Origin of the sequence: Pseudomonas sp. UBA5666 (genome assembly GCF_002420785.1) — a bacterium.
Taxonomy (GTDB): Bacteria; Pseudomonadota; Gammaproteobacteria; order Pseudomonadales; family Pseudomonadaceae; genus Aquipseudomonas; species Aquipseudomonas fulva.
In genome coordinates, this window is the sequence record NZ_DIIQ01000008.1 from 144,947 (window position 1) to 158,466 (window position 13,520).

Genomic DNA, 13,520 nt, shown 5'->3' on the forward strand with positions numbered 1-13,520 from the left:
CGATCGCGTCCGGTCCAGCTGGGCTTTCACTGCACATCCGGGAAACGGAGGGCTGACGCCAGAGTGCGTCGATGCCGATCGGGATGCCTGTTGCGAGGCCGAGCGTCCGGGCGTGAGCCGGGCGGGAAGGCCCGAGTATAACAGAGCTAGCGCGCTGTGCTGCTTTCCTGCTGCTCAACGGCGTTCGCAAGGTTCTCAGGGTCGTGTGTGTAGTGGTCCATGATGGCCGCGTAGGCCGGTTCCTGCTTGAATCGCCGCAGTTCCTCGGCAAAGGCCTGGGCCAGTACCTCACGCCCAGGCTTGCGGGCCAGGCCCAGGTACTGGGGCTGGCGACTGACGACAAGCGGCAAGGCTTCGATCTGCTGCTCCAGACCCATGAGCCGGATGACATGCAGGCCGACCCTGCGGTCGGTAATCGCAAGGTCTATGCGCCCCAGCGCCAGCTTGCCAAAGTTCGCTTCATGGGTCGGCGCCGCTTCGCGCTTGAAGAAGGTAGCCTCATTGAACGCCGCACTGTAGTTGTAGCCTGGCGAGGTGCCCACGGTCAGGCCGGCCAGCGCATCCAGGCTCGATACCTCATGGCGGCGAGCCTTGGTCTGGAACAGGATCAACTCGGCCGTGGACATGGGTTCCGGGACATACAGCAAATAAGGGTGGCGGGACTCGACCTGGAAGACATCCATGATGCCGTCGGCCTGGCCCTGCTCGATCATTGCCAGGCACCGCTTGAAGGGCATGAACTGCCATTGGACCTCGTACCCAAGACGACGCAATACCTCGGTCGTGACCTCGTAGTCGATGCCACGCGGCTGGCCGTTTTGCTGGTAGACATAGGGTGCCCAGTCATCGCTTACCAGGCGCAAGCGCTCGCCCAGCGCGAACGGGCTGAGGCAAAAAAGCAGCAGGATCCAGATCAGACGGGCGGAGATTGGCATGCCCGGAGATTACGCGCTCGGCCAGGTCAAGACCAGTGCCGGATTGGGCGAGGCAGGGCGCCGCAGGTGGGGCCTGCGACACGTGCGTATGAACCAGGCGCCGGTCAGCTACCAGCACGTGGTCCATCGGGCTTCAACGAGACGGCTGGAGGTTGTTCCAGATCGCCATGCTCGGTTCTGCCTGGTTCAAGGTGTAGAAGTGCAGGCTCGGTGCACCGCCTTGCAGCAGCTCCTCGCACATGCGGGTGATGACTTCTTCACCGAAGGCCTGGATGCTGGCCGTATCGTCCGCATAGGCTTCGAGCTGTTTGCGAATCCAGCGTGGAATTTCGGCGCCGCAAGCGTCGGAGAAACGCGCCAGCTTGCTGTAGTTGGTGATCGGCATGATGCCGGGCACCACGGGGATGTCCACGCCCAGCTTCTGGGCTCGCTCGACGAAGTAGAAGTAGCTGTCGGCGTTGAAGAAGTACTGGGTGATGGCGCTGTCGGCACCGGCCTTGACCTTGTGCGCGAAATTGGCCAGATCGGCTTCGAAGTTGCGTGCCTGTGGATGCATCTCGGGGTAGGCGGCGACTTCGAGATGGAAGTGGTCACCCGTTTCCTGACGGATGAACTCGACCAGGTCACTGGCATAACGCAGCTCGCCACTGGCCATGCCCATGCCCGAAGGCAGGTCACCGCGCAGTGCGACGATACGCTTGATGCCGACTTGCTTGTACTCGGCCAGCAGCGCGCGCAACTCGGCCTTGGTATCGCCTACGCACGAAAGGTGGGGCGCAGCCGGCACCTGCACCTGGCTTTCCAGCTGCAATACCGTGTTGAGCGTGCGGTCGCGGGTGGAACCGCCGGCGCCGTAGGTGCAGGAAAAGAAGTCAGGGTTGCAGGCGGCCAACTGGCGCGCCACGCCCATCAGCTTTTCATGACCTGCGTCGGTTTTGGTCGGGAAGAACTCGAAACTGTAACGGCGTTCTTGTGACATCACTCGTTCCTCTAACAGCAAGCCCAAAGCTGCAAGCTGCAAGTAGAAGCCAGGTCGGTGATGGCCGACCTGGCCTGGCATCGTTCACGTTTCTTTCAGGCGTGCACTTCGAGCGGCAATGCCACGGTCTGGCACTGCCTGGCGCTTGAAGCGTACCGATCAGTAACGGTAGGCGTCTGGCTTGAACGGGCCTTCAACGGTTACGCCGATGTAGTCGGCCTGCTGCTTGGTCAACTGGGTGACCACGCCGCCGAAACCGCGGACCATTTCCAGGGCCACTTCTTCGTCGAGCTTCTTGGGCAGCACTTCGACCGTCAGGCGCTCGGCTTTCTTCTCGGCCGACAGGTCGGCGTACTTCTGCTCGAACAGGAAGATCTGTGCCAGGACCTGGTTGGCGAAGGAGCCATCCATGATGCGGCTTGGGTGGCCAGTGGCATTGCCCAGGTTGACCAGGCGGCCTTCGGCCAGCAGGATCAGGTAGTCGTCGTTCTGAGGATCGAAGCTGCCGGCGCCGGTACGGTGGATCTTGTGCACCTGCGGCTTGACCTCTTCCCATGCCCAGTTCTTGCGCATGAAGGCCGTGTCGATTTCGTTGTCGAAGTGACCGATGTTGCAGACAACGGCACGCTTTTTCAGGGCCTTGAGCATGTTGGCGTCGCAGACGTTCACGTTACCGGTGGTGGTGACGATCAGGTCGATCTTGCCCAGCAGCGCCTTGTCGACACTGGCTTCGGTGCCATCGTTCAGGCCATCGAGGAAGGGCGATACCACTTCGAAACCGTCCATGCACGCCTGCATCGCGCAGATGGGGTCGACTTCGGTAACCTTGACGATCATGCCTTCCTGACGCAGCGACTGAGCCGAGCCCTTGCCCACGTCACCGTAGCCGATCACCAGGGCCTGCTTGCCCGACAGCAGGTGGTCGGTACCGCGCTTGATGGCATCGTTCAGGCTGTGACGGCAGCCGTACTTGTTGTCGTTCTTGCTCTTGGTGACCGAGTCGTTGACGTTGATGGCCGGAACCTTCAGCTCGCCTTTGGCCAGCATGTCCAGCAGGCGGTGCACGCCGGTGGTGGTTTCTTCGGTCACGCCGTGGACGCGCTCGAGCACCTGTGGGTACTTCTTGTGCAGCAGTTCGGTCAGGTCGCCACCGTCGTCCAGGACCATGTTGGCGTCCCAGGGCTGGCCGTCCTTGAGGATGGTCTGCTCCAGGCACCATTCGTATTCCTGCTCGGTTTCACCCTTCCAGGCGAAGACCGGGATACCGGCGGCTGCGATGGAGGCGGCGGCCTGGTCCTGGGTTGAGAAGATGTTGCACGACGACCAGCGCACTTCGGCACCCAGGGCGACCAGGGTTTCGATCAGCACGGCAGTCTGGATGGTCATGTGGATGCAGCCCAGGATCTTGGCACCCTTGAGCGGTTGCTCGGCCTGGTACTTGCGGCGCAGGCCCATCAGCGCAGGCATTTCCGATTCGGCGATGATGGTTTCGCGACGGCCCCAGGCGGCCAGGGAGATGTCGGCAACTTTGAAATCGGTAAAACCAGCAGGCATGTTTGCAGCGCTCATCAGAGCCTCCATTCGTAGTGTGCGAATGGGCGCCGTTGTGCGTTGAGCGTCCGCGGGAGCGGACAACGCCCCATCCGAGCCTGACAGGTCGAGCCTGCTGCAGCGCCCCTCGGACAGGTGGCGGGCATGGCGCCGCTGTGGACGGCCATGTAAAACGGCCACGATTATAGCCGGGTGCGGCACCATCCCCAAGGTTTTCTGTCGATTAATCGAGACGATAGTCGATGTTGGGTGGAGCGGCGCTGGCCGCTCTGCCATCATCGTTTTACGCAAGCCAGGATGCTCAGGAGTCCCGATGAACTTCCACACCCGCAAATGGGTTAAACCCGAAGACCTCAACCCCAACGGCACGCTGTTCGGTGGCAGCCTGCTGCGCTGGATCGACGAGGAAGCGGCCATCTATGCCATCGTGCAGCTGGGCAACCAGCGCGTGGTGACCAAGTACATGTCCGAAATCAATTTCGTCAGTGCCTCGCGCAAGGGCGACATCATCGAACTGGGCATCACCGCCACCGAGTTCGGCCGCACCTCGATCACGCTGCGCTGCGAAGTGCGCAACAAGATCACGCGCAAGAGCATCCTGACCGTCGAACGCATGGTCTTCGTGAACCTGGGCGAGGACGGCCTGCCTGCGCCCCACGGGCGTACCGAAATCAAGTACGTGCAGGACCAGTTCCCCGACTCCGCCGTGGAGTGACGGTCTGGGGGCTGCAGGGTGCAGCCCCGCTTCTTTCAGGGTTGTACGCTGACCCTGCGTACCACCTTGCCGATGCTCAGGCCCTGCACCAGGATCGAGGACAGCACCACGATGTAGGTGATCGACAGCAGCAGGTCACGCTCTTCACCCAAAGGCAACGACAGCGCCAGGGCTACCGATACTCCACCACGCAGGCCACCCCAGGTCAGCACCCGCACCGTGCCCTTGGGCACCGGGCGCCAACGCCGCAGCAACACGATGGCCGGCGCCACGGTCAGCAGGCGCGAGAGCAGCACGGCCAGCGCCAATACACTGCCGGCGGCCATGTGCAGCCAGTTGAAAGGCAGCAACAGCAGCTCCAGGCCGATCAACGCGAACAGCAGCGCGTTGAGCATATCGTCGATCAACTCCCAGAAACCGTCCATGTAGCGACGGGTCATGTCGTTCATCGCCAGGTTGCGCCCCAGGTTGCCGATGATCAGGCCCGCCACCACCATCGCGATAGGGGCCGAGACGTGCAACTCATAGCACATCGCCGAGCCACCGATCACCAGCGCCAGGGTCAGCATGACCTCGACCTGGTATTGCTCCACACTCTTGATCATGCGGTAGGTGGCGTAGCCGATCACACCGCCAAACAGCACGCCACCGATGGCTTCGCGAACGAACAGCAGCGCCGTGTCGGCGATGCTCGGGGTTTCACCGAGCTGGATGATGCCCAGCAGCACGGTGAAGACCACAACGGCAGTACCGTCGTTGAACAGCGACTCGCCGACGATGGTGGTCTTCAGGGGTTTAGGAGCATTGGCCGTACGCAGGGCGCCCAACACCGCAATCGGGTCGGTCGGCGAGATGAGCGCGCCGAACAGCAGGCAGTAGATCAGCGGCACCTGCCAGCCGAACATCGCGAACACCCAGTGCGACAGGTAGCCGATGACCACGGTGGCGATCAGCACGCCCACGGTCGCCAGCAGGCCGATGGGCCAGCGGTAGCTGCGCAGGTCGGACAAGTTCACGTGCAAGGCACCGGCGAACAGCAGGAACGCCAGCATCCAGTGCATCAGCAGGTCATTGAAGTCGATCTGGTTCATCAGCGCTTCGACGCGGGCTTCCAGGCCAGGAAAGCCGATCAGGCTCAATGCCTGAAGCATGAGCGAGAACAGCAAGGCCGTGACCATCACGCCGATCGCAGGTGGCAGGCCGATGAATCGGTAGTTCACATAGGTGAGAAGGGTGGTAAGGCAGATAAACGCGGCAACTAATTCAAGCATCCCGATTCCTGTAACAGTGGCTTCCAAGTCGTCACCCGAATGACTCGGGCAGTTCTTTGATGACCTGACGAGGGGTTCGGGGCACAGGGTTTGACCGATTTTGCATTAATCGTTCCCATTAGCGCCCTGCCAAAGGCGGTGGGCGGGCTGTAACAGGGGGTGGCGAGGCCGCTTCGTGATTGACGCGCTCACCTGGCCAGGGCTTATAGTCTGCGTCCGGTAACCCCTTGAGGACCCACCGCGTGTTGGCCACGTCTCTGGTGCTGATCGCTGCCTTGCTTCATGCGACCTGGAACACCCTGATCAAATTCAGCGGCGAGCGCCTGCTGGTCATTGCCAGCATGGACACGGTGGCCCTGGCCCTGGTGATGCCTGCGGTGGCTTTCGTGGACATCCCGCCTGCCGGTATCTGGCCCTGGTTGCTGGCTTCGGCGTTTGCCGAGCAGCTGTACCGCTGGCTGCTGATCAAGGCGTACCGCGTGGGTGACCTGGGCCTGGTCTACCCGCTGATGCGTGGGCTGTCGCCTCTGGTCGTACTGGCGCTGACCCTGGCGTTTGCCGGAGAACCCCTGAGCCAGCAGCAGATCATCGGCATTCTGCTGATTCCCTGTGGCATGGCCTGCCTGTTGTGGCAGGGCGGTGGCGGAGACCGGCTGCCGTGGTCGATGTTGCCGGTGGTGGCCCTGATCGGGCTGTGCATCGGGTGCTATACCTGGTTCGACGGTCAGGCCGTGCGCGAATGGGGCAAGCCATGGGACTACTTGGTGTGGCTGACGCTGCTCAGTGCCTGGCAATTCCCCGCGCTGGCCGCAGTGGCGCGACGGGCACCGTTCGTGCTGTTCTGGAAAACCCAGTGGCGGCTGGGCCTGGCCGTCGGCCTGTGCGTGCTGTTCAGTTATGCCCTGGTGCTCTGGGCGATGCACCTGGGGTCGGTGGCCGAGGCAGCGGCGCTGCGCGAGCTGAGCGTGATCCTTGTGGTGTTGCTGGGGATGCGCTACCTCAAAGAACCTTTTGGCGGGCCAAGACTCCTAGCTTGCGGGCTGGTACTGGCAGGTATGCTGGTAATGAAGCTCTGACCGACTGACAAACGAGGAACCCTGTCCATGACCGTTGCCCTGTGGTGCATCCTGATCGCGCTGATCCTGCCGCCGCTCTGTGCGCTGATCGCCAAGCTGGCGAGCGGCCGGTTCGGCTTGAAGCACAACCATGACCCGCGCGCCTTCCTCGATACCCTGTCGGGGCTGCCGCGCCGCGCGCACTCAGCCCAGCAGAACGGTTATGAAGCCTTTCCGGCATTCGCCGCCGCTGTGCTGGTGGCAGACATCGTCGGCAACGCCGAACAGGTGACCCAGGATGTGCTGGGTGTGATGTACATCACCAGTCGGCTGCTCTACATCATCTGCTACCTCGCCGACTGGGCGGCACTGCGCTCGCTGGTCTGGTTCGCTGGCCTTGCGATCATCGTGGCGTTCTTCGTGGTCTCGGCCTGACCGCATCGCCCGGTGCCGAGGCCCCCGTCACGGGACCTTGGGCACTTCAGGCAGCGGTTGGCCCTTGGGCCACAGCATCCAGATCTGGCCCTGCTGCTTCATGTTCCCGGCCAGGTCTCCGGCTGCCTGGCCGGTCCCCCAGAACAGGTCGGCGCGAACCTCGCCTGCGATAGCGCCCCCAGTGTCCTGGGCCGCGACCGGGCGCACAACGGGGCTGCCGTCCGGTCGGGTGGTCGATAGCCACAGCAGGCTGCCAAGCGGGATGACCTTGCGGTCGATAGCCACGCTGTAGCCCGCCGTCAGTGGAACGTTGAGCGAGCCACGTGGCCCTTCATTGCTGTCGGAGCGCGTGCTGAAGAACACGTAGCTGGGGTTGCTGGCCAGCAATTCGGGAACCCGTGAAGGGTTGGACTGGGCCCACGCATGAATGGCGCCCATGCTCACGTCTTCTTTTTTCAGCTGCCCTTGCTCGACCAGCCAGCGGCCAATCGGACGATACGGATGACCGTTCTGGTCAGCGTAACCCAGGCGCAGCTGGCGCCCGTCCTCCAATTGGACGCGACCAGAGCCCTGGATCTGCAAGAACTGCAAGTCCATCGGGTCGGTCAGCCAGGCCAGTACCGGGGCCTTGGCGCCGTTGCGGTTGATGACCTCAGCAGTGTCGTAGGGCTTGAGCACGCGCCCTTCGAGGCGACCACGCAGGCGCTTGCCCTTGAGTTCGGGGTACACGCTGGCCAGGTCCACCGTGATCATGTCTTCGGGAGGGCCGTAGACCGCCACATCATAGGTGGCAGAGGGGGTCAGGCTGCCAGGGTAGACAGGTTCGTAATAGCCGGTGATCAAGCCGTTGGCACTGTTGTCAGCCGAACGCAGGCCATAGACCTCCAGGTTCTGCTCGAGAAAGGTGCGCACCTGTGCAGCGCTTGCCGGCTGGCTCCCAGCGGCTTCACAGGTGGCCGCCCAGACCGGGTCGCGCTTGAGCTTTTCGCAGCCGCTGCGCCAGGCATAGAAACCGGCGAGCAGGTCTTCGTCGCTGACCGTGGGCAGGTCTTTCCAGGTACCAGGCGCGTAGGTTGCGATGGCGTGGGGCTCGGGCTTTGCCGTCTGGTCGTTGTCGCAGCCGGCCAGCAAGGCCAGTAGCGGGAGTGTCCAGGCCAGGTGGCGCAAGGCATGTTTCATCGGTGTATTCCTGTCATGGACGAACACGCAGTTCACCCTTGTTTTTTATGTGGCTATTGGTCTTTCGCCTATTGGCAGCGATACTGGCCGGCCCTTTTTCCAGGCATGGGTAGGCGAGATGTTTAAGCGGTTGGGCGTTGTGGTGCTTGCAGCATTGACCTTGGGTAGTGGCCTGACAGGTTGCGGGGGCGTTGACCCCAACTCCCCACTGGGCAAGCGCAAGGCCATCTTCAAGGACATGCTCAAGACAAGCGAGGACCTGGGCGGCATGTTGCGTGGTCGACTGCCGTTCGACGCCGGTCGCTTCGCCCAAGGGGCGGACACCCTGGATACGCTGTCTCACCAACCCTGGCAGCACTTTGCGCAGGTACCCGAGGGCGAAGGCAGCGCGGCGCGACCCGAGGTGTGGCAACGGCAGGCGCGCTTTCAAGACCTGGCCCGGCAGCTGGAGGCAGCTACCGGAGCGCTGGTGCAAGCGACCCGCCAGCCGTCGCTGGACGCTGCGCAGTTGAAGGCACCCATGGACAAGGTCGAAAACGCATGCCGGGCGTGCCACAGCGAATTTCGTAACCATTGAATGACGCGGCAGGCGGCGGCTGGCCCGTGCGCCGCCTCAGGCGCTGGCCTCAGCGGTCAAGGTCGTCTACCGCGTCCTGCAGTTCCTTGCGGGACTCGGCGAGCTTGTCCTTGCGCTTGTTGATTTTTTCGGCGTCGCCTTTCTTCTCGGCCTTTTTCAGGTCCTTCTCCCGCTGGGCCACCTCATGGCGCGCATCGAGCACCTTCTGCTCACGCTCTTTGCGCAGGCTGGCCTCGGTGCAGTTGGCCACGCCACGCAAGGCCTCCTCCAGCCCGGCCGCCTGCGCGGCATTGCCGTGCTCACGGGCGATCTTGAGCTGGTTCTCGATCGCGCTGCGCTTGGCATCGCAACCGGTCAGGCCGGCATCGGGCGCGGCTGCCTGTGCAGCGCCTGCGCCCAGGCCCAAGGCCGCGAGCAGAAAAAGGGAAGAAAAGCGTTTCATGAAAAGCCTCCTGGACGGGGCAGGGCAACGAGAAAAATTCTGGATGGAAATCCTGCCTTGGTTTTGGCCATTTAGGAACCCTTGATAAGACTGGGCCGCTAAATCTCCGGCTTTTCCTACAGTTTTTTTGGTAAATAATCATTGCTCAGGCCTGAGCGGCTGCTCCGAGAACCCGTCTACACCTTGCCCGGCCAGATGTGACCCAATGGCTTGCACCTCGGCGCTGGCGAAGAATCGCGCAAGTTCGTCCGCCCGTTTCGAGCCGATGCCAGGCTGGGCTTGCCACTGCCCACGCGTCTGGGCAACCACCGTCGGCCAGTCACCGGGCAGCGCCACCCCCTTGCCGATAGGTGTCCCGATACCGCGAACCCATTGTGTGAATGGACGCAAGCGGGCCTGTTCGAAGGCGGCCAGCAACTGGGCTGCCCTCAGGGTGCTGATGCCTGGCACCTGTTGCAGGCGCCCGGCATCGAGCTCCAGCCAGTCGGTCATCGTCGAAACCAGGCCTGCCTCGACCAGCCGTCGCCAGGTTCCTGGGCCCGTTCCTGGCAGGGCCAGGCCTTGTTTGCCGGCCAGCCAGCTGAGGCGAGCGATGAACTGCTCATTACAGCCTTCTCCGGCACGCCAGCAGCTGTGGGCATGGTATTGGTCGACTGCCGGTGCAGTGACTGGCTGGCGCTCGACCGAGTAATGCACGATCTGGTCGAAACGGGGGATGGTCAGCCCTGCCAGGCTGATGGCTATCTGGTCGCCTGGACGAACGTCCAATGCCTGCCAGCGTGACAGCGAGCCCAGGCTGACACGGGTCACGCGCCGGTCATCGAGGGTCACCGGCTCGACGTGAACGATGGGGGTGACCTTACCTGTGCGTCCGATTTGGAAGCGCACCTCGCGCACCTGCGCCAATTTTTGTGCGTAGGGGTATTTCCAGGCTGCGATCCAGTACGGCGCCTTGGCCTGCCAGCGTTGGGCAGGCGGGCGTTCGCCCTGGCGCAGGATCACCCCATCGCTGGCGAAGGGTAGCGGCGTGCCGAACCAGTGGTCCCGCCACCGCGCAGCTTCTTCGGGGGTGTTTATCGCAACGCTGTAGCGCTGACTGTCCGCAAAGCCCAGTTGGGCCAGCTGCGACAGGCGCTCGGTTTGCTGTTCAGGCCCCTTGGGCCACTCCCAGACGAACAGACCGAGGCGGGCGCCTTGTTCCTCGTCGATCTGGTGGCGAGCGAGCAGGCCGGCGACCGTGCCACGGGCATTGAGGCCCCCTGCGCTTGCCTGTATGTGGCCTTCAAGGCGCAAGTAGAGCTCGCCTTGCAGCGACAGATCGAGCGGGCGGGGCAGCTGCCGGACAATCCCTTCGAGTTGTGGGATATGGCGGCTCCAATCGTGCCCCCGGACCCCGTCGCCTCGGCTGATCAACTGGGTCAGCCGGCCCTGGCGGTAGATCAGTGACACCGCCACGCCATCGACCTTTGGCTGTACCCACAGGTCGGTCTTGCCAGTCATCCAGCCGGCAACCCGCCGGAAGTCGGCCAGCTTCTGCACGCCGGTGTGCGGCACGGGATGGACGACCGGACCGCCCGCCCTGGCCAGCGGCGAGGCCTCGGTCGCAAGGCCAACGCAGCGCTGCAACATGGCCAGGTGATCGCGGCTCTGGTCATACAGCTCATCGGCCACCAGTGCCACGCCGTCACGGTGATAACGTTCGTCCCAATGGGCGAGCGTTGCGCTCAGTTGGGCGATCTGTGCGTGTGAGCGTGCCGGTGTCCAGTCCGGGCACGGGTTGGCCCAGGTCGGCGGCAGGTGCAACACCACCATGATCAGCAGCAATACGATTGGCATGGCCCGCTTCCTTGCGTGGCTTGAAGTGTGCCGAGCCTATGGGGTTTTCACGGTGTTCGCCTCGGGCGGTTTGTCAGGCGATATGTCACAAAAAAGCCCCTGCCGATTGCTCGGCAGGGGCTTTCGCTCAGCGCTGTAGGAAATTACAGGCCGGCAGCGTCACGCAGCGCTTCAGCGCGGTCAGTGCGTTCCCAAGTGAAGGTGGTGAAGGTGTCGTCACCCACGGTTTTCTGCTGCGGGGTGCGACCGAAGTGGCCGTAAGCAGCGGTTTCCTGGTACATCGGGTGCAGCAGGTCGAGCATGGTCGTAATGGCGTATGGACGCAGATCGAAGCACTCGCGCACCAGCTGGATGATCTTCTCGTCCGACACCTTGCCAGTGCCGAAGGTATTGATCGAGATGGAGGTCGGTTGGGCCACGCCGATGGCATACGAGACCTGGATCTCGCAGCGCTCGGCCAGGCCGGCGGCGACGATGTTCTTGGCCACGTAGCGGCCGGCATAGGCGGCGGAACGGTCGACCTTGGACGGGTCCTTGCCCGAGAACGCGCCGCCGCCGTGGCGGGCCATGCCACCGTAGGAGTCGACGATGATTTTGCGACCGGTCAGGCCGCAGTCACCGACCGGGCCGCCGATGATGAAGTTGCCCGTCGGGTTGATGTGGTACTGGGTACCTTTGTGCAGCAGTTCGGCAGGCAGCGTGTGCTTGACGATCAGCTCCATGACCGCTTCCTGCAGGTCTTTCTGCGACACCTCGGGGTTATGCTGGGTGGACAGCACCACCGCATCGATACCCACGACCTTGCCACCTTCGTAACGGCAGGTGACCTGCGACTTGGCATCCGGGCGCAGCCAGGGCAGCAGGCCGGACTTGCGTGCTTCGGCCTGACGCTCGACCAAGCGATGCGAGAAGCAGATCGGCGCTGGCATCAGCACTTCGGTCTCGTTGCTGGCGTAGCCGAACATCAGGCCCTGGTCACCGGCGCCTTGGTCTTCTGGCTTGGAACGGTCGACGCCTTGGGCAATGTCCACCGACTGCTTGCCGATGATGTTCATCACGGCGCAGGTGGCACCGTCAAAGCCGACGTCGGAGCTGTTGTAGCCGATGTCGATGATGACCTTGCGTACCAGGTCCTCGAGGTCGACCCAGGCCGAGGTGCTCACCTCGCCGGCAATGATCGCCACGCCGGTCTTGACCAGCGTTTCACAGGCGACGCGGGCGTACTTGTCCTGGGCGATGATCGCGTCCAGCACGGCGTCCGAAATCTGGTCGGCGATTTTGTCCGGATGCCCTTCGGACACGGACTCGGAGGTGAAAAGGGAGTATTCGCTCATCTCGAAGGTTCCTGAAATTTACCGATGGTGTATGTCGCCAGCCGTCCGCTGGAAATGGCGGACCTGGATCTGGAAACCGTTACGCAGGCCTACGTACAGGCTATCCCCGTGGGACAGGCCTGCCGCGTTGGCCCAGCGGGCCAAGTCGTCCTGTTCGAAGCCGAGCCACAGGTCGCCGCAGGCTTCCCGCGCCCACCCCTGGTCATGGCTGCACAATTCGGTGATCAACAGGCTGCCGCCTGCCTTCACCCGTTTGGCCAGCTGGCACAACGCCAGGGCCGGATCGCTGAAATGATGCAGGACCATGTTCAGCACAACGCAGTCGGCGACCACATCCGTTGCACCCAGTGCATCGGCCAACTGCAGGTTCACGTTGTCCAGCCCTTCGCGCTGACAGACCTGGCGGGCGAGTTCGAGCATGGTCGGGCTGTTGTCAAGCGCGGTAACCTGCGCAAAACGCCGAGCCAGGTCCGGAAGGAACCCCCCATCGCCGGGGCCGACCTCAAGCGCGCTGGCGCTTGGGTCGAAATGCAGCTTGTCGAGCAGCGCCAGCAGGCTCTCGCGATATTGCGGCAAGCCTGCGATCAGGTCCTGCTGGGCGCGAAAGCGCTCTTCCACGCGCAGGAAGAAGTCCTGGCTGGTTGCCGCGCGGCGCTGCTGCACCTGGGCGATGCGGCCTTGCACCTCGGCGGGCAAGGCCAGGTCATCGACCTCGTCGAGCAGCGCGGCGTGCAAGCGTCCGCCCAAGCGCAAGCTGTCGGGCAGGGCGCGGCGATAGAAAATGGCGTTGCCTTCCCGACGGGTGGCTACCAGGTCGGCCTGGGCCAGCACCTTGAGGTGGTGGCTCATGCCCGACTGGCCGATGTCGAAGATCTGCGCCAGCTCCAGCACGCCGAAGGAATCGTTGGCCAGGGCGCGCAGCACATTCAGGCGCAACTCGTCGCCACTGGCCTTGCACAGGGCGGCCAGTGCCTCGCGTTGTTCCGGTATTGCTTGCGCACGAAGGTTCATGGTGCGGGAGTCTAGACAGGCATCGTTGCCCTAGCAAGGCCTATATCAAAAAGTTTTGATATTGCAGGTCCGTTGCCCATTAGCCATTACCCTTGCGTTGCCATTGCGGTCGATGATCGGACCAATGCACGCCGCTTGCTGCTTAAATGTTTGCCCCAAGCGCCCCAGTGGGCGAAAATGGACGCCTTTTTCGTATCACC

The 13,520-nt window shown here is 63.1% G+C and carries 13 protein-coding genes and 1 riboswitch; of the genes, 4 read left to right on the top strand and 9 right to left on the bottom strand.

All coding sequences use genetic code 11. From position 1 onward, the window contains the following. Positions 1-146: 146 nt before the first annotated feature. The 3 genes from B2Y33_RS05945 to ahcY all read right to left on the bottom strand — a co-directional run bounded on the left by B2Y33_RS05945 (position 147) and on the right by ahcY (position 3,483). Positions 147-935, bottom strand: coding sequence for a substrate-binding periplasmic protein (locus B2Y33_RS05945; RefSeq protein ID WP_027914024.1), 789 nt, complete (start codon positions 933-935; stop codon positions 147-149). A 133-nt stretch (positions 936-1,068) separates the two neighbouring features. After that, the gene (gene metF, locus B2Y33_RS05950) at positions 1,069-1,914 is read right to left on the bottom strand and encodes a methylenetetrahydrofolate reductase [NAD(P)H] (RefSeq protein WP_027914023.1); all 846 of its coding nucleotides are present in this window, start codon (positions 1,912-1,914) and stop codon (positions 1,069-1,071) included. A gap of 159 nt (positions 1,915-2,073) precedes the next feature. Further along, positions 2,074-3,483, bottom strand: coding sequence for an adenosylhomocysteinase (ahcY, locus tag B2Y33_RS05955; protein ID WP_027914022.1), 1,410 nt, complete (start codon positions 3,481-3,483; stop codon positions 2,074-2,076). Positions 3,484-3,503: 20 nt separating this feature from the next. Beyond that, a riboswitch (S-adenosyl-L-homocysteine riboswitch) is annotated at positions 3,504-3,600 on the bottom strand. A 178-nt stretch (positions 3,601-3,778) separates the two neighbouring features. On the opposite strand from ahcY, the gene B2Y33_RS05960 reads away from it, so the two are divergent. After that, complete coding sequence (locus tag B2Y33_RS05960; protein WP_023533000.1) at positions 3,779-4,180, top strand: acyl-CoA thioesterase; 402 nt, start codon at positions 3,779-3,781, stop codon at positions 4,178-4,180. A gap of 35 nt (positions 4,181-4,215) precedes the next feature. Here B2Y33_RS05960 and B2Y33_RS05965 read toward each other — a convergent pair whose 3' ends face one another. Beyond that, positions 4,216-5,451, bottom strand: a complete 1,236-nt coding sequence (locus tag B2Y33_RS05965; RefSeq protein WP_027914021.1) for a cation:proton antiporter — start codon at positions 5,449-5,451, stop codon at positions 4,216-4,218. A 242-nt stretch (positions 5,452-5,693) separates the two neighbouring features. On the opposite strand from B2Y33_RS05965, the gene B2Y33_RS05970 reads away from it, so the two are divergent. Both B2Y33_RS05970 and B2Y33_RS05975 read left to right on the top strand, forming a co-directional pair. After that, entirely contained in the window at positions 5,694-6,527 is an 834-nt protein-coding gene (locus B2Y33_RS05970; protein ID WP_028687247.1) for a DMT family transporter, read from the top strand. Between the two features lie 27 nt (positions 6,528-6,554). Beyond that, positions 6,555-6,941 carry an MAPEG family protein gene (locus B2Y33_RS05975; protein ID WP_023533046.1) on the top strand — a complete coding sequence of 129 codons (387 nt, stop codon included), beginning with the start codon at positions 6,555-6,557 and terminating at the stop codon, positions 6,939-6,941. A gap of 27 nt (positions 6,942-6,968) precedes the next feature. Here B2Y33_RS05975 and B2Y33_RS05980 read toward each other — a convergent pair whose 3' ends face one another. Continuing rightward, positions 6,969-8,120, bottom strand: a complete 1,152-nt coding sequence (locus B2Y33_RS05980; protein WP_206405199.1) for a murein transglycosylase A — start codon at positions 8,118-8,120, stop codon at positions 6,969-6,971. A 118-nt stretch (positions 8,121-8,238) separates the two neighbouring features. Between B2Y33_RS05980 and B2Y33_RS05985 the strand changes: the two genes are divergently transcribed. After that, positions 8,239-8,697: a c-type cytochrome gene (locus B2Y33_RS05985; protein ID WP_027914018.1), complete on the top strand. Its 459-nt coding sequence runs from the start codon at positions 8,239-8,241 to the stop codon at positions 8,695-8,697. A gap of 49 nt (positions 8,698-8,746) precedes the next feature. Here the strand turns inward: B2Y33_RS05985 and B2Y33_RS05990 are convergent, their stop codons facing one another. From B2Y33_RS05990 to B2Y33_RS06005, 4 genes are all read right to left on the bottom strand, one after another. Beyond that, positions 8,747-9,139, bottom strand: a complete 393-nt coding sequence (locus B2Y33_RS05990; RefSeq protein WP_027914017.1) for a DUF1090 domain-containing protein — start codon at positions 9,137-9,139, stop codon at positions 8,747-8,749. Positions 9,140-9,277: 138 nt separating this feature from the next. Next, positions 9,278-10,975 (bottom strand): NAD-dependent DNA ligase LigB, encoded by a 1,698-nt coding sequence (gene ligB, locus B2Y33_RS05995; protein ID WP_132578005.1) that lies wholly within the window; start codon positions 10,973-10,975, stop codon positions 9,278-9,280. Positions 10,976-11,118: 143 nt separating this feature from the next. Further along, positions 11,119-12,309: a methionine adenosyltransferase gene (gene metK, locus B2Y33_RS06000; protein ID WP_023532964.1), complete on the bottom strand. Its 1,191-nt coding sequence runs from the start codon at positions 12,307-12,309 to the stop codon at positions 11,119-11,121. Positions 12,310-12,327: 18 nt separating this feature from the next. After that, positions 12,328-13,320, bottom strand: a complete 993-nt coding sequence (locus B2Y33_RS06005; RefSeq protein ID WP_027914015.1) for an ArsR/SmtB family transcription factor — start codon at positions 13,318-13,320, stop codon at positions 12,328-12,330. Positions 13,321-13,520: the final 200 nt, after the last annotated feature.

Coding starts and splice junctions, on each gene's coding strand:
- B2Y33_RS05975 (WP_023533046.1), top strand. CDS start 6,555: ATGACCGTTGCCCTGTGGTGCATCCTGATCGCGCTGATCCTGCCGCCG.
- B2Y33_RS05960 (WP_023533000.1), top strand. CDS start 3,779: ATGAACTTCCACACCCGCAAATGGGTTAAACCCGAAGACCTCAACCCC.
- metK (WP_023532964.1), bottom strand. CDS start 12,309: ATGAGCGAATACTCCCTTTTCACCTCCGAGTCCGTGTCCGAAGGGCAT.
- B2Y33_RS05965 (WP_027914021.1), bottom strand. CDS start 5,451: ATGCTTGAATTAGTTGCCGCGTTTATCTGCCTTACCACCCTTCTCACC.
- B2Y33_RS05990 (WP_027914017.1), bottom strand. CDS start 9,139: ATGAAACGCTTTTCTTCCCTTTTTCTGCTCGCGGCCTTGGGCCTGGGC.
- ligB (WP_132578005.1), bottom strand. CDS start 10,975: ATGCCAATCGTATTGCTGCTGATCATGGTGGTGTTGCACCTGCCGCCG.
- B2Y33_RS06005 (WP_027914015.1), bottom strand. CDS start 13,320: ATGAACCTTCGTGCGCAAGCAATACCGGAACAACGCGAGGCACTGGCC.
- ahcY (WP_027914022.1), bottom strand. CDS start 3,483: ATGAGCGCTGCAAACATGCCTGCTGGTTTTACCGATTTCAAAGTTGCC.
- B2Y33_RS05945 (WP_027914024.1), bottom strand. CDS start 935: ATGCCAATCTCCGCCCGTCTGATCTGGATCCTGCTGCTTTTTTGCCTC.
- metF (WP_027914023.1), bottom strand. CDS start 1,914: ATGTCACAAGAACGCCGTTACAGTTTCGAGTTCTTCCCGACCAAAACC.
- B2Y33_RS05985 (WP_027914018.1), top strand. CDS start 8,239: ATGTTTAAGCGGTTGGGCGTTGTGGTGCTTGCAGCATTGACCTTGGGT.
- B2Y33_RS05980 (WP_206405199.1), bottom strand. CDS start 8,120: ATGAAACATGCCTTGCGCCACCTGGCCTGGACACTCCCGCTACTGGCC.